Source organism: Anaerococcus marasmi (genome assembly GCF_900290195.1).
GTDB classification, from domain to species: domain Bacteria; phylum Bacillota; class Clostridia; order Tissierellales; family Peptoniphilaceae; genus Anaerococcus; species Anaerococcus marasmi.
Genome location: NZ_OLMF01000004.1, coordinates 874,282 through 894,331, shown reverse-complemented (window position 1 = coordinate 894,331; position 20,050 = coordinate 874,282). Strand labels below are relative to the sequence as shown.

The window sequence follows — 20,050 nt, the reverse complement described above, 5'->3', positions numbered from 1 at the left end:
ATTGACAATCTCCCAATAAAAATGATAAACTAGTTCTTGAGGTGTAAAATGAAAATAAAAAAAGGAGATATCTATGTTATCGGATTTCTCTTGATATTTTCTTTGGCTTTTGCCTTTGCTATTTCAAAGATTACCTCCAAAGAGAGAGGAAATATATTAGTTATTAAGCAAGAATCCAAGGTTATCAAGGAAGTTCCCCTAGATAAGGACGATGAGTTCAGGATCGAATATGGGGGACATTATAACATAGTTAAGATAAAAAACGGCAAGGCCTACGTATCAGAAGCTGATTGTAACGATCAGATTTGTGTTCATATGGCCCCAATTAGTGATGTAGGAGAGACGGTAGTCTGCCTGCCTAATAGGTTGTTTATGGAAGTTTATTCTACTGATGATGCTAATAACAGTAGAGAAGATAAGATAGATAAGGTGGTTAGATGAATAAAGATATTAGAAAAATAACGACCATGGCCCTACTTGTAGCTATGGCTCTAGCGATTTCTTTAGTTGAACATTTTATTCCCCTACCTGTCCCAATACCAGGTGCAAAACTTGGACTTTCAAATATAATATTACTAGTAAGCTTGTACTTTTATGGACTTAGGACAGCTCTTTTGATTGGAGTACTTAAATCATTCCTTTTGGTTTTAGCAACAGGTATGGTTAGCTCCTTCTTTTTTTCAGTGGCTGGGGCGATTCTTGCAAGTATTGCCATGAGTATTTCTATGAGATATCTTAATAAGAGCCTAAGCTTTATAGGAGTAAGTGAAATTGGTGCTTTCTTCCACAACTTTGGCCAAGTTCTGGTTTCTGCAATAGTTATGGACAATATCAAGATGTATTACTATTTCCCGCTTCTAGTTTTTATTGGAACTTTTAGTGGATTTTTTGTAGGTCTTAGTTCGAATTATATTATAAAGCATATGGAAAAGATTGGGTTTAGTAGAAATGAAAGAGACAAAAAGCTTTAAAGACTTAGAAAAATACGATAAGCCAAGAGAAAAGCTAATCAGAGAAGGCTTTGACTCCCTTACAGATTATGAGCTTTTGGCAATAATCTTATCTACTGGTACTAAGGATAAGAATGTAATTGAGTTATCCAAGGAGATTCTTGAGATCTTTTCCTATGAAGAGCTTCTAGAAATCGAAGTTAAGGAACTTATGAATATCAAAGGTATCAGAGAGGCAAAGGCTACTAGAGTTGTCGCTGGTCTTCAGTTAGGTAAGAGGATTAACGAGAGAGTCTTAGATAAGAAGATAGAAAAGATTAGCTCCAGTAAGGATGTCTATGATATCATGAGCCCCAGACTTTCCAACCTAAAGAAGGAACATTTCTATGCGATTTTACTTGATAGCAAAAATGTTATCATAGCCAAGGAAGTAATTTCTATAGGAGATTTAAATTCGACTGTAGTAAACCCAAGGGAAGTCTTTAAGCCTGCTATCAAAAAGAGTGCTAAGTCAATGATTTTAGTCCATAACCATCCTAGCGGCAATCCAAAGCCTTCGACCGAGGACTTTCTCATCACAGATAGGCTAGCAGAGGCTGGGGATATTTTGGATATAGAAGTCCTAGACCATATAGTTGTAGGAAATAGTAGTTATTATAGTTTTAAAAAAGAAGGGAATTTGTAAGAGGTATAGATTATGAGTTTTAGAATGATTGCTTCAGATTTTGCCATCGATCTTGGCACAAGCAATATTTTAGTATATAAGAAGGGCGAAGGGCTTATAGCAAGTGAGCCTTGTTTTTTGCTTTTAGATGAAAATAATACCAAGGTCTTAGCTATTGGAGAAGAGGCCAAGGCTATGTTAGGCAAGACCCACGAGAAAATCCACATAGTAAGGCCTATAAGAGATGGAGTGATAACAGACTTTAATCTGACTGAAGCCTTGCTCAATTATTTCTTCAAGAAGGTAAACGGGGGCTTCTCCTTCCTTCAACCAAGGGTTGTAATATGCGTTCCTTCTTCTATCACAGATATTCAAGCAAGAGCCGTAGAAGATGCTGCCCTCCATGCAGGTAGTAGGGACGTTATCCTAGTAGATCAGACTCTTGCAGCAGCTTATGGGATGGAGTTAAATCCTGATGAACCAAGAGGAATATTTATGCTAAATTTAGGAGCTGGAATTAGCGAGGCAACAGTAGTTTCCCTAAATGGAGTTATAGCGACAAAAAATATAAAGAAGGCGGGAGACTATATAGATGATACGATTGTAGAATTTATAAGAAATAAGTTTTCTCTAGAAATTGGCAAAAATACAGCGGAAGTTGTAAAAAAGAATCTAATAAGTCTTAAAGTTTCAGACAAAAACAATACTATGAAGGTCGATGGAAGAGACCTTGAGACTGCCATGCCAAAGACTATAGAAATAAAAAGCAAGGATTTGGTTGAATGCGTCATGCCTTTTGCCAATGACATTTGTGAATTAATCTATGAAGTCTTAGAGAAAATTCCACCAGAAATTAGCTCTGATATCAAAAGAGATGGGATCTTCCTTACAGGAGGACTTGCAAGACTTAAGGGGCTTATCGAATATATCTCAGACAATACTGGTCTTAGGGTAAATATCTCAGAAGATCCTCTTACAGATTCTATAAAAGGCGCAGGTCTTATCTTAGATAACCCTGATAGATTTGTGAAATATCGTAAGTAGGTAATTATGGCATACAGAAGAAAGAAAAAAGACAGGAAGGGCTTTGTCGTAACATTAGTAGTTTTGCTTTTATCTATAGCAATCTCTTCCCAAACAGAAAAAATTAACGAAACAGGTTCAAATATAGCTAACACAATCTTTGCTCCAGTAGAAAAAGTTACTTATTCAATATCTTCTACCATAAAGGAGCAAGTTGAAAGAAGTCTCGGTTCTAAGGAGACTAGGGCAGCTGTAGAGAAATTAGAGGAAGAAAACAAGGCGCTCGAGATTGAAAATGCTAAGCTAAATACAATTATTAGCAAGAAAAACTTCCTAGAAGAAGAAAAAAACGCCATTGATAATTCAGAAAATTCCTACATGAAGGCGAAAGTTGTAAACACAGACTCGAACTCTATGACCAAGAACTTCACCATAGATAAGGGCAAAAATGATGGAATCGAGAAAAACGACATCATCCTTCAGGCTATAGGTGATAGCAAATACTATACAGGTCTTGTTGGTAAAGTAGTAGAAGTCTATGCGACGACAGCAAGGGTTGAGACAATAAATTCTATGTCAAATGACGTATCCTTCATCAATTCTAAGAGTGGAGATTATGGAGTGATTGATAACTTCACTCAAAAGACTATCCAAGGTTACATGCTAGATGTAGATAGTGAAGTAGAGACTAAAGACGTTCTATTAACAAGCGGGCTTGGTGGAGTTTATCCAGAAGGAATCTATATAGGAACAGTATCCAATGTAACTATGAGCGAAGATGCTCTAAGGAAAAATATAACCCTAAACTCACCAGTGGACTTCTCTCACTTGTATAGGGTCTTGATTCTAAAGAAAACTGACCAATACAGTGTAGATGAGGTTATAGAAAATAGGGATTATCAAGGAGAAATAGATGAATAAATTTAAGACCTTTATATTATTATTAGTATCATTTATCCTCCAAACATCTGTATTTTCTAAGATAGATATATTTGGAGCAAATATAAATATTCTTATACCAGCCATAGTCGTCCTATCCCAATATTTGGGAAGAAAGACTGGCAGCGTAAGCGGGCTAATCCTAGGTCTAGTAGAAGACTTTCTTCTAACACCATTTATAGGAGTAAGGGCCCTAAGCTATTATCTAATAGGATATATTGTAGGAGAGGTGAAAGTTCCAAAAGATAAGTCAAGTGGAGCGATTGTAACAGCTATAGCAAGTCTAGGAAGTTTCATTCTAATATCATTGATATACTTTATCCTAGGAAAGCCTGGAGCTGATATACTAACCTACGTACCTCTAGCCCTAATCATAGAAACTATTCTAAACAGTCTAGTTTATCTACTCTATAATGTTATTGTCAAGAAAATCATGTACATTCCAACTTACAAGATATAAGGGGTGTTTAAGTGAAAAAAACAAGAGAAAAAAGACTGATTTTTGTACAAATCCTAGTCATAGTATTATTCCTTGCTATAGTCATAAGGCTAAGCAAGGTAATGCTAGTTAAGGGAGACTACTACAGAGACTTGTCTGATAATAGAAAAGTAAAAGAAGTTGATGAGATTGCAAGTCGTGGAAATATCTATGACAGAAACGGCAAAATCCTAGCAAGCTCTATCCCATCCTTTACGGTCCAATTATACAAGGATCAAATGTCAAGCATGGATGAGGATAAGAAGATAGAAAATATATCAAAACTTGTCGATATCCTAGAAGAAGACGGAGTAAACTATACTGAAGACTTTAACCTAAGGCTAAACTCCTTTGAGTACAAGGACGAAGATACATACTTTGACCACAAGAAGATGCCTATGGATAAGGTGGTAAACCTTCTGATTGACAACAATCTCATAAGAGAATTTATCTCTTCATCCTACCAAAAGGAAGGAATCGAATATGAAACGGCAAACACAGCCCTTCTTGCCTTAAAGAAAAGGGGAATCGATATTCCTTGCCATGTTGGACAAAAAGATGGAGACCTTGCTATAAGCTTTAAGGAAAACTCCGGAGAGAAATTAAAATCAATAGGTTTTAGTAAAAATGACGATCCAATGGATGTGATTGTAGAATCTGTTGGGGAAGATGAATCAGTAATTCTAACAATCCTCCAAAACTCTCACGCTAGAAAACTTGCTTATGACTTGCTTGTCGAAAATGGTCTTGAAGGAGACCTAGTTCTTAAAGACTATGCTGTAAAAAGCGACGAAGATTTCATAGAGAAAAAGGCCAAGCTTCACAAGCTTTTCCCAAATATAAATTACGAGTCTACTGCTGCTGACGACTTCTATGAGATTGTCAAAAATTCAACCATAGAAGAAGTGTTGACAGAAGCTAGTGTAGATGATTCAGGAGAATACATCATTCCTGCTAATATCCTAATAGAACAACTTGAAAATATGGGAATCTACGCTAACTTCGAGACAGAGGTTGTTACTGAAAAGGACGAGGATAAGAACAATTACTCAGTTGATGTAAGCTTCAAAAATCCCCAAGCAGGATCTGCGGTAAGTGAACTTGTAAAGCTTGCTGATGAAAATAAGCTCCTTAAGAAACTTATCCTTTCAGAAAATATCAAATACATGGCCCAAAATGCCAATACCAAAAATAATATCTATCCAAATATCGACATTACAGATGAGGATCCAGAAGAGTGGACCTATACCTTTACCAAAGACGAGAAGGACTTCTATACCTACTATGCCCAAAAAGATAAGTCCAATAGCACAGACGATGTAGTAGATATCCTCACAGAAGAAAAAGATGCGGGACAGATTCTTTCTTATATTAAGAAAGTAGACAAGCTAGAAGACTATAGCGACCAAGAAGCTATAGGAATATTAACTTTAGACAATAAGCTAAATCGTCAAGGCAACCTCGGCTATAGGCCTATAAATATAGTCTACCACTTGGATGAATCCACAGTACTTAAGATTGAAGAAAAAATTGACAAGGCAAGTGGAATCATAGTCGATACTATCCCAATTAGAAACTATCCAAATAGATACCTAGCAAGCCACGTCCTAGGATACATGGGACCAATTGCAACAGGCGATGAGGTTGATAAATACGTAAACGACAGAGGCTATCTCAGAGATGAAATCATAGGAAAGACTGGAATCGAAGAATCCTACGAGGATAATCTCAAGGGTAAGAACGGTAGAAGCCTAGTAACAGTAGACTCTTCAGGTAACAGACGTCAGACAATATCAAAGTCTACATCAGAGCCAGGTGATGATGTCTACCTTACTATAGACAGAGATCTCCAAGAACAAGCAGAAAAATCACTAAAGGGAGTTCTTGAAGCTATAAGTGAAGGCTCAACTTATGAATCAGAATACGGAACCTTTTCACCAATAAATTCTGCTCCAAATGCAGCAAGTGGTGCAGTTGTCGTAAGTAATGTAAAGACTGGAGAAGTCCTAGCCCTTGCATCATACCCTGACTATGATCCGAATATCTTCGCCACTGGAGTATCAGCTTCAGATTGGGAAAGCCTCCAAGTAGAAGAAGGCTCTGGTCCGCTTGTACCAAGACCAATGCTTAACATAGCCACCCAAACAGCTGTTATGCCGGGATCAACCTTTAAGCTTGTATCAAGTCTTGCAGCACTAGAAAAGGGACTCGACCCACTTTCTGTAAGCTACGACCACGGCTTTGTGGATATAGGAAATAGGAGATTTTCTTGCTTAATCTGGTCAGAGACCGGCTCAACTCATGGAGAAGAAAATCTCTACGGAGCCATCAGAGACTCATGTAACTATTACTTCTACACCCTAGCCTTGGGTGAGAATCCAGAAGACGGGGACACCCTAGGAGTAAAACTTGAGCTTAACGATATAAGACTCGCAGCGGAGAAGCTTGGTCTAGACCAAAAGACAGGAATCGAGATAAATATTCCAAATGAAACAGTTGGAAATATTCCATCAATCGGCAAGAAGGTAGAAGTAACTAAGACCATGCTTAGAAAATACCTAGAAAACAACCTAACAGTCTTCATCAAAGACGGGGTCAAGAAGACTCGTGATGAGTACAAGAAGGATATCGAAGACATAGTTTCATTTGCAGATGATCCAGAAGGATGGAATAGGGATAAGATAATAGAAACCTTGGACGAAAAGGGTTACGAGTCAATTGGAATCTACGATGGACAAATCGCAGGTCTTGCAGACACTATCAAGTTTACCTTCCTTAACCAAGCCAATTGGGACATTACAGATATGCTAAATATAGTAATTGGCCAAGGACAAAACGCCTATACACCAATCCAGATGAATAGGGTAATGGCTACCATATCCAATGGTGGTTACCTAAACAAGTACACCTTGATTAATAAGATAGCCAACCACGATTCCAAAGAAGTCCTTTTCGAAAATGTCCCAGACACAAAAAGGATTGATATCAAAGATACCAAACATCTTGAAGATATTAAATACGGAGCCTTACTAGTAGCGCAAAACAATACGATTCTTAACAAGCTACCGATGGATATAGGTGTCAAGACTGGTACAGGGGAAGTAGAAGGACAAAATGCCGATGGATCAGACTACTCACCCTATGCTTGGATGATTGGCTTTGCTCCATATGATGATCCAGAAATCGCAGTATCTGTTATCCTAACCCAAGGAGATACCAGCTACAACGTAAGCCCAATCGTAAGGGACATTGTGGCCAAATATTTTGACCTTAAAGTCGACATATCAAACTCTGGTGATTCTAGTGAAGAGCTAAGACAAGTAGAATACGGCCAAGAAGCTGGAGGAGATACTAGTGATGGAAATGATGAAGACAATACATCAGAGAATCCATCAGAAGATGTAAATACCACACAAAATAACGATACAGATAACACAGAAAGCACTGAAGGGAATTAATCTCTTATGAAAGTTTATATAATCAATTCACAAATAGATAAGGACAGGGTGAAGTTTGCAGTAGCTTTAGCAGAAAGACTCAAAGAAACTGGAAGAACCCTCCTCATCTCCACAAAAAGAAATGAATCAAACATCGAAGACTATTACGGCAAAGATGGGATGATTACCTATGACTTGGCAGATTATCTTAAGGGGGTAAATGACTTCAAGGAAGTTAGAGTATGGGAGGATGAAAATCTCGACTTCCTTATAGCACCTCTCCTAGAAGATAAGAAAGAAATCGATAAGGAAGATATGGACAAGATTCTAAAAGAAGAAGGATACAAGAATCTCGTCATAGACTCGCTTGACATAAAGCTTGTCGATGAGAAGAAATCTGTATTTATAGTAGAAGCAGGAAACTTCCCAGAAACAATTGAGGAAGATGCCTTCTTCATTAATGGAACAAGTCCAGATACAGATATAAGGCTATTCAAAGAAAAAATCGAATCCTACGGAAAAAACTACCTAGGAAATGTCAACCTAGGCCAAGGCTTCGATAAGCAAATCGACAATTTCATCAATGACAACCATGTCATAGTCCCAGACCTAACATTCTTCGAGAAGCTAAAGATGAAGTTTAAAAAATGACAGACTTTGTATTTATAGATGAAAAACAAAAGCTTATGGGAAAGGTGAAGGAGGATAGGATTGTAGAGATTAAATTCTACGATTCACTCCTTGGTAATATCTATAGGGGTAAAGTCGTAAATAAAAACGACGCCCTTTCCGCCTACTTTGTAGAATACGAAAAGGGAGAAACCCTATATCTAAATTCAAAAACACCCTATAAGATTGGGGACAATGTCATTGTCCAATACGTAAGAGATCCCGCAAATGGCAAGCTAGCCCTGGGATCTCTTAATTTTAAGCTAGAAAATGATAGCTACTATGTCAAAAGATTTGGAAGGCTCATCAAGCAAAAGGAGGGGAAGGAAAGAGATAAGGTAAAGTTTGAAGCTATAGGGAGCCTTAAAACTAGACTTATCCAAGAAGAAAAATTCTTCCCAACACCCAAGTTACTTTACGAAAACAGTCTAAAAGATGTCTATATAGAAGAAAATAAGGATAAAGAAATAAGAAAAGTAGATATAGAAAATCTTAAGGAATTTAGGGATTTTCTAGGATTAATAAAAGAAAAAAGACCAAGATACGGTGACCTATCCTTAATTATCGATGAACTAGAGACAATGACTGTAATAGATGTCAACTCTAATAGTAAAAAGAGCACCAACAACAAGGATAAGTTCTTGGAAAACATTAATATGGAATTAATAGATCCCATAGTTTACAATCTCAAGGCGAGAAATATAGGGGGCATGGTCCTAATTGACTTTCTAAGAAATGAAAATAAAGAAAAAATCGAAGAAGCCATGAGAGAAAAATCTAAAGAATACGACCTAGATTCTGAAATATTTGGCTTTTCTCCTATGGGACTATTCGAAATGACCATAAAAAGAAGAGGAGATAGATACGCGACAGAGCTTAAGAAGAGAAATCTTCTAAATTAAAGTCACGGACTAAGTCCTCTTTTTTCTTCTTATTAAGTTTTTTGATAGCGCATTCAAGCTTTAGCCCACTAGACTTTGAAGAGACTTCCTTGAAATAAACTAGCTTTACCGGAAGCCTTGCCCTAGTATACTTAGCTCCCTTGCCTGAATTGTGGACAGCCACCCTTCTTTTGACATCTGTGGTGTAGCCTGTATAAAGACTCCTATCAGCGCATCTTAATATATAGACAAAATGACTCATGAGAAAAGCTCACCCATAACCCTTCCTATAATATCAAAATCAAAGCCTTTGGAGGCAAGATGCCTATAGACCTTGTTTTTCATCTTGAAAGAATAGTCACCTCGAGCCTTTTTCTCAGCAAAATAAAGGGCCTTCTCATACTCTCTATCATCATCGATTAGGCTTAAGTTCTCATCGATCAAGGAATCCGGAATTCCCTTAAGCTTAAGTTTATATCTAATCTTATTCTTAGGCCATCCATTGATCGCAGACTTATCAGCTATGAAGCTTCTTACAAAAGACTCATCATCGATTAAATTATAAGAAGTTAAAAATTCAATTACCTTCTCAGTAACATCTGCTTCGTAGCCCTTGTCCTTCAATATCTTTCCTATCTCAAAGCTTGTCTTATTAGCATAAGAAATCCTATTTAAGATATAGTTTTTCGCCCTATTATAAGAATTGTCAGCCTGGATCTTAGAAAAAATATCAAAGCTAAGCTCTTCGTCCTTCTTTATGTCTAGGTCATTAAAGAGATCATAAGAAATATAAAAAAGCTCTCCAGAGACCCTGAGTCTGCACAAATTGTACTTATCAGAAAATCCAATCTCTTCTACAATCATAGACTTGCAAAAGAATTGTAGGCACTATAAATAATAGGAGCTACCATGGCTATAGCAATCACGATTGCAAAAATTTTAAGTATAGTTTTTCTACTTTTCATAATTCACCTCTGTCTCTATTCTACTACTTGTAGACCCAAAAGAAAAATTTTACAAAAATACTTGCACAAAAATAAAAAACGTGGTATTATATTTATTGTTGAGAGAGAGATATGACAATTGAAACTTTCAAAAAAAGAAAATAATTGTTAGAAAAACTTGACAAGCTACTTCAATGATAGTATCATGAAATAGTGATGGCTTGGTGGGTATGGTCCAGTTGGTTAAGACACCTGGTTGTGGCCCAGGAGGCCGTGAGTTCGAATCTCACTACTCACCCCATATGCGGGATTGGCGGAATTGGCAGACGCGCTAGACTTAGGATCTAGTGGGAATTTTCCCGTGAAGGTTCAACTCCTTTATCCCGCACCAGCAAATATGAGAGAACGTTAGAATATCAACGTTCTCTTTTTTTCGTGTGGGTAATATGTGGGCAATTAGGTTAGATTTCTATTTTTTGGAGTTCTTGATAGATGTAGTCATCTAGATCCTGGATGTAGGAGTTGGCGGTGATGTTAAAGTTGGTGTGTCCCATTAATTTTTGTAGGGCTTTGTCACTTACTCCCGATTGGTGGGCTATGGTGGCGAAGGTGTACCTGCATGAGTAGGGTATTTTCTTTTTTATTCCAGCTTTATCTAGGGCTGGGTAGTAGATTTTTTTGTAGAAGGTTGTGTCGCTTGGCTGATATATTTCTCCACTTTGCTTTTTTGTTTCTAAGATATATCCTGTTTTACTTTCTTGGACTAGGTATGTCATGATATCTTTTATTTTCGGGTGGATGAACATTTTTCTTATTCTACCTGCTTCTGTTTTCTCTCCAAAGTCGATTATTTGGCTCGTGTCGAGCTTTATTTTGTTTGTTGGTAGATTTATATACTCACCTGTTCTAAAGCCTGTAAAAATTAGATTTAGGACGTGCATAGCGTTAGGGTTTTTTGGGATTGATGAGTAAAGTTTTTCGATTTCTTCTTTTGTGAAGATTTCTTTTTTTCTTCTTATTCCTACTCCACCTACTTCTAGATACTTTGATAGGTCTAGCTGGATGATGTTGTTTTTAATTGCTAGGGTGTAGATTTTTGATACTAGGTGTTTTAATCTTTCTATGGATGATTTTGAGTATTCATAATGTTTTAATTCACCGTCTTTTATTTTTTCATATCCATCTAATTCCATCTGATCTAGAACATCTTGGAGGTCTGAGTATTTTATTTCATGAATGTCCCTATCATGTAGTTCTTCAAATCTGGTGTATGAGTTATAGTAGCGGTTTTGTGTTTTTTTGACTAGATTTTTAAAGTCGTTGGTGGATGTGTACTTTTTAAAAAGCTGGGCGAAGGTTACTACTGGTTCTGGCTCTTTGTAGTTGATCAAAGCGTCCAGAGCCTCATTATAGGTCTTAAAAAAGCCTATATCCTTTCTACCTTTAGCTTTAGGGAGTCTTGCCCTATATTGATTGACCCTTGTCTTGCCGTGAGGTGTGAGCTTAACCCTCTCTATGGACCCCGTTCCATTGGGTAACTTTCTTCTTTTTCTTGCCATACTTGCTCCTTTCTTTTAACTATGGTACACTTAAAGAGGACAGGGGCATTAATTAATCATTAAATGTCGTGTCTACAGGTTTTATAATGCACCAGGGTTAGTCGCCTGGTGCTTTTTAGTTTGCTTAATTTTCAATTTCTTTTATCTCTTCTTCAGACTCTATAATTTTCATAGTTGCCCTATATTCTTCTGCTTCAAAATCTGGATTGAAGTCAAATGTAAGCTCTTTATGAAGGTCTAATACTTTTTTAATATCTTCTAGCTTGATATTAAAGAATTCTTTTCTGTTATTTACTTTATTTAGTCGTTTACTATCAAAGTATCTGTGTAACTCTGTTTCTAGTTGATAAGCCTGGTAAGAGAAAATCATTGCATGTACATCAAATTTGAAAGGTACTGAGGCGGAGGATAGTTCTTGTATCCTTTGGTAAGGGTCAAGTCTTCTTGTAACTCCAATCTTGTAAACTTCTTCACCAAATGAACCTATATTCGAAATAATATATACATATCCAGCACCTGTATTTTCGACACGATAATCGATATCTGTTTTTTCATCTTGAAGACCGCTTATTTCTGTTTCTAGTCTTTGAAGTTCAAGTTTTAATGCTTCTATTTCATCATCTTTAGCGGCTAATAACTTATCATTAACTTTATCTTTGGCAATGTTTAAAGCTTCAATTTCTTTATCAAGCTTAGCTTGCTTTCTTTCCAGCTCTTTTTGAGCTCTCTTATTTTCTGCTTCTTCAGCTCTTTGAAGTCTTAGTTCTTCTTTCTCTTCTTCTTTTAACTTATAGTATGCATAAGATGATTCTAATTCTTCAAGTTTTAGCTCTAACAATCTTTCATCTATAGAAGTAACATCTTTTACCAATCTATTTAATTTGTTGTAAGTGGTGTGTATTTGCTTCTGTCTTGTTGGATATGACTTATATGTTAGTCTACTTAGGTTGTAGTCGCAGAATGTATTGAATGCATTATAGAGCAATCTATTTAATTTATCTAAATTTATAGTAACTTCGGTCGACTTATTGCTTTTTATTTTTCTGAAGATTTCTGATTCTTTTAGTTTGATATTTTTTAATTTTTCTTTATATGTTTCTGATTTTTCAAATTCAAAATCTGTAGGGACTACACCAAAATCTACAGCATTTAACTCTTTGTATCTTTTTTCCAGATCATCCACTCTATCAATCAAAATATTTTCGTCATTTTTAAGCTCTTTGATTGAATTATTGATTTCCTCTGATTTTTCTTTTATTACCTCCATTTTTGTTTCTTCTTTAAATTTAAGATAATCCTCTTTATTAATTTTATATGTATCTTCTAACTCTCTTAATTCTTTTTCTAGTTCACTTTTCTTTGCTTCTAAATTTTTATAGCTTTTCATGCCATTTTGAATTAGTTCTTTTTTATTAATAATTGATCCATATATACATAAAATAATTAGTGCTAAAATTATAAGTGCCATTTTTACCTCCTATAGTATTTTTTTACTTTATAGTATTTTGATTATTCGCTACAAAATGATTATCAAAACTTCCTCCTTTGTTCAATGACTTTTCCAATAATTGATACAGGGGTAGTCTCAATTTGATTGTTTGTATAAAACTTGGGCAAAAATACACTCGGATTTGTAGCTATTAAAGTAATTCCCTCTGGTGATTTTTCTACAATTTTCATAGTGGCCTCATCACCATTGACACGTACGATAGCTATATCTCCACTATCTACATCAGACTGTTTTCTTACTATAACTACATCACCATCTTTAAAGTCGGGTAGCATTGAGTCGCCTCTTAGCTTTACTCCGAAGTGTTCACCCTGACTTTTTAACTTAGGGTTGATTTCTTCCCAGTCAATTATATCTTCGTCAGCGACAAAAGGGTTCCCACAAGCAACCGCATAAAATACAGGAACTTTATATTTTGTACTATTGCTTTCAGTATTTTGTAATGTTATTCCTAATAGATCATCTAGAGATACACCAAAGAAGTGAGCGTATCTTATTAAGGTATCAGTTGTAGGTATTCTTGCATTGCTTTCAAACATTCCTATACTTGATCTGCTTATGTTTAATTTTTTCGCTAATTCGGATTGACTAAGATCATTACTGTTTCTTAAATATTTTAACTTGTCGCCTATTCTCATGAGGTCTCCTTTCTGTAATCACAATATGTGACTTATTACGTTTATTATATCACGGTGCGTGATAAAACAAAAGGCGAAACTGTCCCATTTAAGGACAATATCTTAAATTAATTTAAAATATACTTGTAATTGTCACTATATGTGATATAATATAATTAACAAAACAAGAAAGGGGGAAATGATGAGTAAAAGAGAAACTAAAATATCATTAACTGGAGGCAATGAAGTAGAAAATATATCTATAACTGTAGATGAAGATAGCAAAATGATAAATATTTTAAGACAAAATGCGAATAGAACTTATCAGGAAACTTATAGTCTTGAAAATATAAAGAGAGATTCTACTTGTATGGAATTTAAATTTAAAGATAATGACTTTGATAATAGATTAAAAACCTTAGAATCTAAAGTTAATTTATTAGAATCTAAGGTTGATTAATAATCTTTACTACAATTTGACTGGTGGGAGCTTTATGAAGATTATAAGGAGAAAATATGAAAGATAATAATTTATTAAATGATTTAGATAAAAGAATAGGAAGTGAAGTTGTTCCAAAAGGAATAAAAGTCACCTCTATTATAGAAGCGACTTATGATATAGAAAATGATTATGATGAATTTTGCAGGGAAGTAAAACAGTTTTACACTACAAACGGTAGGTATATCGGCAAACTTGATCCACTTGATCAGTTTGATAAGATAGTGTCCAATCCGTCATGATAACTGATTTCAAAGGATATAAGGAGGACTAAGTTTTTTAGAAAATCTCTAAGGTCGTCAATGTCTTTAGTTGGATGTAAGGTTCTGATATGAGTTTGGTCGTTGCCCAAGTAATTAGTCATCCTGGCTAGGTTTTGAAGTTTTTCATTATCTATTTTAGAAATAGCATTGTCAAGAGTTAATTTTAAAATTTTATCGGTATCTTTTGGATTGAGAAATATTAAAAAGTCCTTAACCAAGAATTCGATAGATTTTCTATAGCCCATACCTGCAATTTGCTTTAAGTCTAGTTGATAGGCAGCTTCTGATTGAGTGTAAATATCTTCGAAATCTTTAGATATTTCTTTTATGTTGCTAGGGATATCTAAGTCCACTGTTGGCGAATAGTGATATGGAACTAAAGTTTGATTTATATTTCCGCTTCTATTGCTGTATATGTACTCTGCAGCATAAAAGCTAGAGCAGATATGGCATCTAAGTAGTAGAGCAAATACCTTTTGATTTCCGGACTTTGTAATCTCAGATTTGCTAACTATTGTAGGGATCATTTCTTTATGGCAATGAGGGCAGACTTTAGGAACGTCTAATTCTAGATTATCATAGTATAAAATTGTTGTTGGAATATTTGTCATTATGTTCTCCTTAGTGTTTTACTTATATTATACACTAGAAGGGAGATTTGAGGGGGTGATTGTTATTGAGAAGGTAAATACAAAAATTTCTAAGAAATTACGAAGGCTTAGAGAAGATAGCGGGAAGACCCAAAAAGAATTGGCGGACGCTTTTGGGATATCTGTTAGTTCTATAGGAATGTATGAAATAGGTATGCGAGTTCCTACTGATAAGGTTAAAAAACAATACGCTATATTTTTTAATAAAAAAGTGGATGATATATTTTTTTAATCTAAATTGTCACTAAAAAGGACGAAAATAAATAAATTATAGAATTATGTCACTAAATAGGAGGATTAATGAATGAATTAACAAGTCTTAGTCAGATTGTTTCTGAAATTAAGTTTTTTGAAAATCAAGCGGTGGTTTCCTACTGGGAGATAGGGAAAAGGCTTAGTCAAGCAAAAGAGAAAGTTGGACATGGTGAGTGGATGAATTGGGTTAACGATAATCTAGGATATTCACAACGCACTACTAATAGCTTAATGAAAGTTTATAAAGAAATACCAAATTCGCAAGCGATTGCTAATTTGAGTTATACAAAAGTGGTAAATATTCTTTCTTTGCCAGAGGAAGTCCGCCAAGACTTTATAGAAAAGCACGAAGTAGAAGACATGACTACAAGAGAGTTGCAGGCTGAAATCAAGAAATATAAGGAAAGCCTGAAGGCTAAGGAAGAAGAACTTAATAATGTAAATTCCTGCTATAATAGCTTATCAATTGTAGCAAAAAACAGGGAAGAAGAAAACGAGAGATTAAGGGAGGATTTAAGACAAGAGAGAGAAAAGCCAGCAGAGGTTATTGAAAAAGAAGTTATTAAAGAGGTAGTGCCAGATGATTATGATCTAACAAAGGCACAACTGGAAAATGCAAACAAGAAACTAGATAGGCTAATGCAAGCTAACCAAAGTCTAAAGGAAAAAGAAAAACTTGCCATGAGCAAATTAGAAAGTGAGCAAGCTAATAAAAAGATAGTTGAAGATGTATCGGGATTTCATTATAAGATAGCGGGATTTATCCAAGATGTGGGAGGACTCCTATATCTAACAGAATACTTAGACGATATACCAAAAGAAAATAAGAAACTTTTCCTTGACTCAGCAAAATACCTGAGAGAGTTTAGCGAACAATTATATAAAAATATAGAAAAACATTTAAAGGAGAATTGAAATGACAGAATTGAAGAGGACAAATGAACGAGTAAATAACCCAATGCTTGAAGCAGATTTAAACGAAATGAAGACAGAAGACCTAGTAAGAATGATGGCCGTAACAGTAAATAGCACAGCACAAACTGTAAACCAAATGGCAATGGAAAGCCAAAGGCAATCAATGACATTAGCAAAGCACGAAAGAAATATTAGTCATCTTTTGAAAAGGGACGAAGAGATAAAGCTTAACGAAAGAATTGAAGGTTGGCAAGATAACATCATAAAAGACAAGGTAACAAGAATGATAAAAAACGCCTTAGGAAAGGACTACAAAAATGCTAGCAAAAGAGCAATAGCTTTTGGGTGGACTTATAAGAAACTAGCAAGCTATGGGTATGCATCAAGTTGTTCTACAAAGCTAAGACAATATGAGCCAATCTTAGAAGCCTTAGATAGTGGAGTGATGGACGTATCTAAGAAAGAAGTAAACGAAAGATATAAGAAGATACAAGAAGAAAAAGAAAGAAAGTAAAAATTCAGGAGGTTCAAGTGGCTAAGAGTGATTATCTTATAAGCCTACCAGAAGCAAGCAAGTTAATGGGCTGGGATGCTCAATCTATGAGAGAAGCAGCAAAGAGAAATAAATTATCCTTTGCCACAGGTTATGAGAGTGAAAGAGGCAAATGGATATATTTAGTAGACAAAAACGCCCTAGAGAAATGTTTAGCAGGAGAAAAAGATCTATTTAAATAAAGGAGATAAAAATGACAATTAAATTATTTAGCAGGAAAAACAAAAAAGAAAACAGAAGAAATCAAAGACCAGATTTAAAAGTAGTAGAAGGGGTGGACCTAAGAAGTCGTAAGAGGGAGCACAAAAAAATCTTAGGATATAGAAGAGAAATACTTTTAAGCATTGATCCAAGCAATAAAAAAGCCCTTAGCGTGAACTAAGGGACAAGTTAAAAATAACAATTTACATGGTTATTATACCATGTTTAGAAGGAGAAAGCTAAATGAATTTTAAAAGAAGATGTGAGTTCACAAATACACTTAAGTTCCTTAAGCTTGATGATTTGGTATTCTTAAGGGACTGGCTAGCTGAAAAGGAAAGCGAAGCCGACAAGGAAGATAAGATAGAGCTTTTAGATATAGAGATACAAGGAAGGGAGAACCTTTTAAGGAGGGCGGAGAGTTTATGAAAGTTACATTTACAAGAGTCTTATATGTTGAAGATGAAGTAGATATCCCACTACAAGCGATAGAGGAGGACTATGACGGAGATATAGAGGAAGCCCTTAAGGCAAAATATATAGTTTCAGATAATTGTAAGATCAAAGACATTATCTTTGAGGATATTGAAACAGGAAAGCTCGACGAAGAAGACAAGGCTTATCTTAAGAGGATAGATGAAGAAGCCAAGGAAGATGAGAAGATGTTGAAAAGCGAGTACTACAGGGGGCTTATGTAATGGAAAAAATCGCTAATGTTTCAAAATTAAGCCGTGAAGAATGGCTTGAACTAAGAAAGAAAGGGATAGGCGGTTCAGATGCAGCGGCCGCCTGTGGCCTTAACAAATGGAAATCAAAGGCCCAGCTATACTTTGAAAAGACAGGGCAATCTGTAAAAGATATAGATAATGAAATTCTTAGACAAGGTAGAGATCTTGAAGATTATGTGGCTAAGAGATTTACAGAAGCTACAGGCAAAAAGGTAAGAAGGAATAATTTTATGATGGTAGATACAGACCACCCTTATCTACTTGCTGATATAGATAGGGAAGTAGTAGGAGAAAACGCCATCCTTGAGTGTAAAACTACAAGTCCATTTGCAAAAAATAAGTGGGATGATGGAGCAATTCCTATAAATTATGAACTACAGTGCCACCACTACATGATGGTAACTGGAGCTGAAAAGTGCTATATAGCATGCTTAATCTTTTCAACAGATTTTATCATAAGAGAAATCCCAAAAGATGAAGAAGTTATCGAGATGTTAAAATTCCAAGAAATAGACTTTTGGGAAAATTACGTACAAAAGGGAGAGATCCCAGCACCAGACGGGACGAGCGAGTATGACCAGGCCCTTAAAGATAGATTTAAAGGTGGCCTTGAAGAAGAGGTAAACCTTGAAGTAGATAAGACAGACTATGAGGCCTACAAGGAAAGAAAAGACCTTATAAAGACACTAGAAGCAGATAACAAGGAGTTTGAGCAAAAGATTAAATTACAGCTAAAGGATAACAATTTCGGGTCTAATGACTTCATATCTGTATCATATAAGCCTTATGTCAGTAACAGATTTGATAGTAAGAAATTTAAGGAAAAAGAGCCAGATTTATACAAAGAATATACAAGACAGTCAGAGTATAGAAGATTTTATTTAAAGGAGATTGCAAATGACTAAAAAGAATTTGATAGGTATTTTCGAGGGATTACAAGAGTTACTAAAGTTAACAATGCATGAATCGATAGATGCTGTGTGGAACAACAGCGAAGAAGAATTAATTGAGCTTTTCGAAGATGTATTAGCTACTGCGAATGATGAACATCGCCCTGGATTATTCACTTTAATGCAAATGGCGGGATTGATAGGGTCTGTCTTAGTTATAAAACATGGGAAAGATGAAGATGAGCTCATGAAGATGTTGAAAAATAGCGACGCTATATTTGTAAAGGAGATTTTAAATGACTAAGAGAAATAAAAATTATCCTGATGTTTTAAGTGATATAACAAAAGATTATATTAAAACTTTAAAACGTGAAATTACTAGGATGAGAACATTAGTGGATCAATTAAAAAATAAACAAAAAGAGATTCTAGATCAGTTATATTCAGCACGAAGCCAAACAGACGAATATTATCAAATGACAAAACAACTCAAGAAAAGAATATCAGAATTAGAAGAACAAGACGAAGGGTTTTAGGAGGAAAACATGACTAACGCCAAAAACGCACTAAAGAAAAATACACAAAGCAAGCCAGCGACTAGTAAGCAAGACACAGTAAGGGGCTTACTCATGAGCATGAAGGGAGAAATCCAAAATGCCCTACCTAGCTACCTACCTGTGGATAAGTTTATCAGAACTGCTTTGACAGCGATAAACTCTAATCCTAAGCTTGCCAGCTGTACACAACAAAGTCTACTTGCTGCAATTATGAACTCTGCACAATTAGGGCTAGAGTTTAACACACCACTAGGAGAGGCTTATTTGATTCCTTATGGATCTACAGTCAACTTTCAAATCGGGTACAAAGGGCTTTTAAAATTAGCATATAATACTGGACAATTTAAGAGGATTACAGCAAGAGAAGTTAGAGGAAATGAAGACTTCGCTATAGATTACGGTACTGGAGAGATAAGCCATAAACCTTGCTTGACTGGCGATAGTGGAGAGGTTATGGGCTACTATGCGATCTATCAGACCAAGGACGGTGGCCAAGACGTATTTTATATGTCAAAGGCCGATGCGGAAAGGTATGGAAAAACCTATTCTAAGAGCTTTTACTCAGGCCCATGGAAAACAGACTTCGACTCCATGGCCAAGAAGTCTTGCCTCATACAAGTCCTAAAATACGCCCCTAAGGCTATTGACTCCCAAGGGCTTGTACAAGCTATGCAATTTGATAATGCGAACTTCAAGGACAGCATGAAGACCGATACAGGCCAACGTAACTTTGACGTCGACTACGAGATTGTGGCAGATGATATGCCAGACAATGTGGACAAGGAGACAGGCGAGATTGTCGAAGACAAGAAGGACGGAAAGCAAGATGACTTCTTCGGAGATGACTTTGTGCCTGTTGAGGAATAGG

The 20,050-nt window shown here is 35.7% G+C and carries 28 protein-coding genes and 2 tRNA genes; 24 read left to right on the top strand and 6 right to left on the bottom strand.

All coding sequences use genetic code 11. The annotated features are described in order from the left end of the window. Positions 1–48: 48 nt before the first annotated feature. Genes C7D97_RS04750 through C7D97_RS04710 form a run of 9 tightly spaced genes read left to right on the top strand, consistent with a single transcriptional unit; the run spans position 49 to position 9,062 of the window. A complete protein-coding gene (locus C7D97_RS04750; RefSeq protein WP_105300970.1) occupies positions 49–441 on the top strand; it encodes a NusG domain II-containing protein in 393 nt (130 codons plus the stop codon). Next, positions 438–971: a Gx transporter family protein gene (locus C7D97_RS04745; protein ID WP_105300969.1), complete on the top strand. Its 534-nt coding sequence runs from the start codon at positions 438–440 to the stop codon at positions 969–971. The genes C7D97_RS04750 and C7D97_RS04745 overlap by 4 nt, the downstream gene beginning before the upstream one ends. After that, positions 949–1,635 (top strand): RadC family protein, encoded by a 687-nt coding sequence (gene radC / locus C7D97_RS04740; RefSeq protein WP_105301858.1) that lies wholly within the window; start codon positions 949–951, stop codon positions 1,633–1,635. Before C7D97_RS04745 ends, radC begins: the two co-directional genes overlap by 23 nt. A 12-nt stretch (positions 1,636–1,647) precedes the next feature. Further along, complete coding sequence (mreB, locus tag C7D97_RS04735; RefSeq protein WP_105300968.1) at positions 1,648–2,658, top strand: rod shape-determining protein; 1,011 nt, start codon at positions 1,648–1,650, stop codon at positions 2,656–2,658. Positions 2,659–2,664: 6 nt separating this feature from the next. Further along, complete coding sequence (mreC, locus tag C7D97_RS04730; RefSeq protein ID WP_105300967.1) at positions 2,665–3,558, top strand: rod shape-determining protein MreC; 894 nt, start codon at positions 2,665–2,667, stop codon at positions 3,556–3,558. Continuing rightward, positions 3,551–4,036: a rod shape-determining protein MreD gene (mreD, locus tag C7D97_RS04725; RefSeq protein WP_105300966.1), complete on the top strand. Its 486-nt coding sequence runs from the start codon at positions 3,551–3,553 to the stop codon at positions 4,034–4,036. Before mreC ends, mreD begins: the two co-directional genes overlap by 8 nt. A gap of 11 nt (positions 4,037–4,047) precedes the next feature. Continuing rightward, positions 4,048–7,512: a penicillin-binding transpeptidase domain-containing protein gene (locus tag C7D97_RS04720; RefSeq protein WP_105300965.1), complete on the top strand. Its 3,465-nt coding sequence runs from the start codon at positions 4,048–4,050 to the stop codon at positions 7,510–7,512. A 6-nt stretch (positions 7,513–7,518) separates the two neighbouring features. After that, a complete protein-coding gene (locus C7D97_RS04715; protein ID WP_105300964.1) occupies positions 7,519–8,142 on the top strand; it encodes a hypothetical protein in 624 nt (207 codons plus the stop codon). Then, a complete protein-coding gene (locus C7D97_RS04710) occupies positions 8,139–9,062 on the top strand; it encodes a ribonuclease E/G (RefSeq protein WP_105300963.1) in 924 nt (307 codons plus the stop codon). The genes C7D97_RS04715 and C7D97_RS04710 overlap by 4 nt, the downstream gene beginning before the upstream one ends. Here the strand turns inward: C7D97_RS04710 and C7D97_RS04705 are convergent. Both C7D97_RS04705 and C7D97_RS04700 read right to left on the bottom strand, forming a co-directional pair. Next, the gene (locus tag C7D97_RS04705; RefSeq protein WP_105300962.1) at positions 9,037–9,303 is read right to left on the bottom strand and encodes a GIY-YIG nuclease family protein; all 267 of its coding nucleotides are present in this window, start codon (positions 9,301–9,303) and stop codon (positions 9,037–9,039) included. The two genes, C7D97_RS04710 and C7D97_RS04705, sit on opposite strands and share 26 nt — an antisense overlap. Continuing rightward, positions 9,300–9,905, bottom strand: coding sequence for a regulatory protein RecX (locus C7D97_RS04700; protein ID WP_105300961.1), 606 nt, complete (start codon positions 9,903–9,905; stop codon positions 9,300–9,302). The genes C7D97_RS04705 and C7D97_RS04700 overlap by 4 nt, the downstream gene beginning before the upstream one ends. Before the next feature lie 304 nt (positions 9,906–10,209). Between C7D97_RS04700 and C7D97_RS04695 the strand changes: the two genes are divergently transcribed. Then, positions 10,210–10,286 (top strand) — tRNA-His (locus C7D97_RS04695). Positions 10,287–10,289: 3 nt separating this feature from the next. Continuing rightward, positions 10,290–10,376: transfer RNA gene (locus C7D97_RS04690), tRNA-Leu, on the top strand. A 70-nt stretch (positions 10,377–10,446) separates the two neighbouring features. Here the strand turns inward: C7D97_RS04690 and C7D97_RS04685 are convergent. From C7D97_RS04685 to C7D97_RS04675, 3 genes are all read right to left on the bottom strand, one after another. Beyond that, on the bottom strand, positions 10,447–11,544 hold the full coding sequence (locus tag C7D97_RS04685) for a tyrosine-type recombinase/integrase (RefSeq protein ID WP_105300960.1): 1,098 nt from the start codon (positions 11,542–11,544) through the stop codon (positions 10,447–10,449). A gap of 124 nt (positions 11,545–11,668) precedes the next feature. Further along, positions 11,669–13,012, bottom strand: coding sequence for a GIY-YIG nuclease family protein (locus C7D97_RS04680; RefSeq protein ID WP_105300959.1), 1,344 nt, complete (start codon positions 13,010–13,012; stop codon positions 11,669–11,671). A gap of 62 nt (positions 13,013–13,074) precedes the next feature. Beyond that, complete coding sequence (locus C7D97_RS04675; protein WP_105300958.1) at positions 13,075–13,692, bottom strand: LexA family protein; 618 nt, start codon at positions 13,690–13,692, stop codon at positions 13,075–13,077. 181 nt (positions 13,693–13,873) lie between these two features. Here C7D97_RS04675 and C7D97_RS04670 point away from each other — a divergent pair, with 181 nt between their 5' ends. Both C7D97_RS04670 and C7D97_RS04665 read left to right on the top strand, forming a co-directional pair. Next, positions 13,874–14,131, top strand: coding sequence for a hypothetical protein (locus C7D97_RS04670; protein WP_105300957.1), 258 nt, complete (start codon positions 13,874–13,876; stop codon positions 14,129–14,131). A 56-nt stretch (positions 14,132–14,187) separates the two neighbouring features. Beyond that, positions 14,188–14,412: a hypothetical protein gene (locus tag C7D97_RS04665; RefSeq protein ID WP_105300956.1), complete on the top strand. Its 225-nt coding sequence runs from the start codon at positions 14,188–14,190 to the stop codon at positions 14,410–14,412. Here C7D97_RS04665 and C7D97_RS04660 read toward each other — a convergent pair. Then, positions 14,379–15,044: a DUF4145 domain-containing protein gene (locus C7D97_RS04660; RefSeq protein WP_105300955.1), complete on the bottom strand. Its 666-nt coding sequence runs from the start codon at positions 15,042–15,044 to the stop codon at positions 14,379–14,381. The genes C7D97_RS04665 and C7D97_RS04660 overlap by 34 nt on opposite strands. 55 nt (positions 15,045–15,099) lie before the next feature. On the opposite strand from C7D97_RS04660, the gene C7D97_RS04655 reads away from it, so the two are divergent. The 11 genes from C7D97_RS04655 (at position 15,100) to C7D97_RS04605 (ending at position 20,049) form a co-directional block, all read left to right on the top strand. Then, positions 15,100–15,315 (top strand): helix-turn-helix transcriptional regulator, encoded by a 216-nt coding sequence (locus tag C7D97_RS04655; protein WP_205408054.1) that lies wholly within the window; start codon positions 15,100–15,102, stop codon positions 15,313–15,315. A 68-nt stretch (positions 15,316–15,383) separates the two neighbouring features. Continuing rightward, positions 15,384–16,253, top strand: coding sequence for a DUF3102 domain-containing protein (locus C7D97_RS04650; RefSeq protein WP_105300953.1), 870 nt, complete (start codon positions 15,384–15,386; stop codon positions 16,251–16,253). A gap of 1 nt (position 16,254) precedes the next feature. Next, positions 16,255–16,767 carry a hypothetical protein gene (locus C7D97_RS04645; RefSeq protein ID WP_105300952.1) on the top strand — a complete coding sequence of 171 codons (513 nt, stop codon included), beginning with the start codon at positions 16,255–16,257 and terminating at the stop codon, positions 16,765–16,767. Between the two features lie 17 nt (positions 16,768–16,784). Beyond that, positions 16,785–16,988, top strand: a complete 204-nt coding sequence (locus C7D97_RS04640) for a hypothetical protein (RefSeq protein ID WP_105300951.1) — start codon at positions 16,785–16,787, stop codon at positions 16,986–16,988. Positions 16,989–16,999: 11 nt separating this feature from the next. Next, positions 17,000–17,188 (top strand): hypothetical protein, encoded by a 189-nt coding sequence (locus C7D97_RS04635; RefSeq protein ID WP_105300950.1) that lies wholly within the window; start codon positions 17,000–17,002, stop codon positions 17,186–17,188. Positions 17,189–17,250: 62 nt separating this feature from the next. After that, complete coding sequence (locus tag C7D97_RS04630) at positions 17,251–17,436, top strand: hypothetical protein (protein ID WP_105300949.1); 186 nt, start codon at positions 17,251–17,253, stop codon at positions 17,434–17,436. Further along, a complete protein-coding gene (locus C7D97_RS04625; protein WP_105300948.1) occupies positions 17,433–17,705 on the top strand; it encodes a hypothetical protein in 273 nt (90 codons plus the stop codon). The genes C7D97_RS04630 and C7D97_RS04625 overlap by 4 nt, the downstream gene beginning before the upstream one ends. Further along, entirely contained in the window at positions 17,705–18,640 is a 936-nt protein-coding gene (locus C7D97_RS04620) for a YqaJ viral recombinase family nuclease (RefSeq protein WP_105300947.1), read from the top strand. The genes C7D97_RS04625 and C7D97_RS04620 overlap by 1 nt, the downstream gene beginning before the upstream one ends. Then, positions 18,633–18,929, top strand: a complete 297-nt coding sequence (locus C7D97_RS04615; protein ID WP_105300946.1) for a hypothetical protein — start codon at positions 18,633–18,635, stop codon at positions 18,927–18,929. Before C7D97_RS04620 ends, C7D97_RS04615 begins: the two co-directional genes overlap by 8 nt. Continuing rightward, positions 18,922–19,161, top strand: coding sequence for a hypothetical protein (locus tag C7D97_RS04610; protein WP_105300945.1), 240 nt, complete (start codon positions 18,922–18,924; stop codon positions 19,159–19,161). Before C7D97_RS04615 ends, C7D97_RS04610 begins: the two co-directional genes overlap by 8 nt. Before the next feature lie 9 nt (positions 19,162–19,170). Beyond that, positions 19,171–20,049 carry a recombinase RecT gene (locus tag C7D97_RS04605; protein WP_105300944.1) on the top strand — a complete coding sequence of 293 codons (879 nt, stop codon included), beginning with the start codon at positions 19,171–19,173 and terminating at the stop codon, positions 20,047–20,049. Position 20,050: the final 1 nt, after the last annotated feature.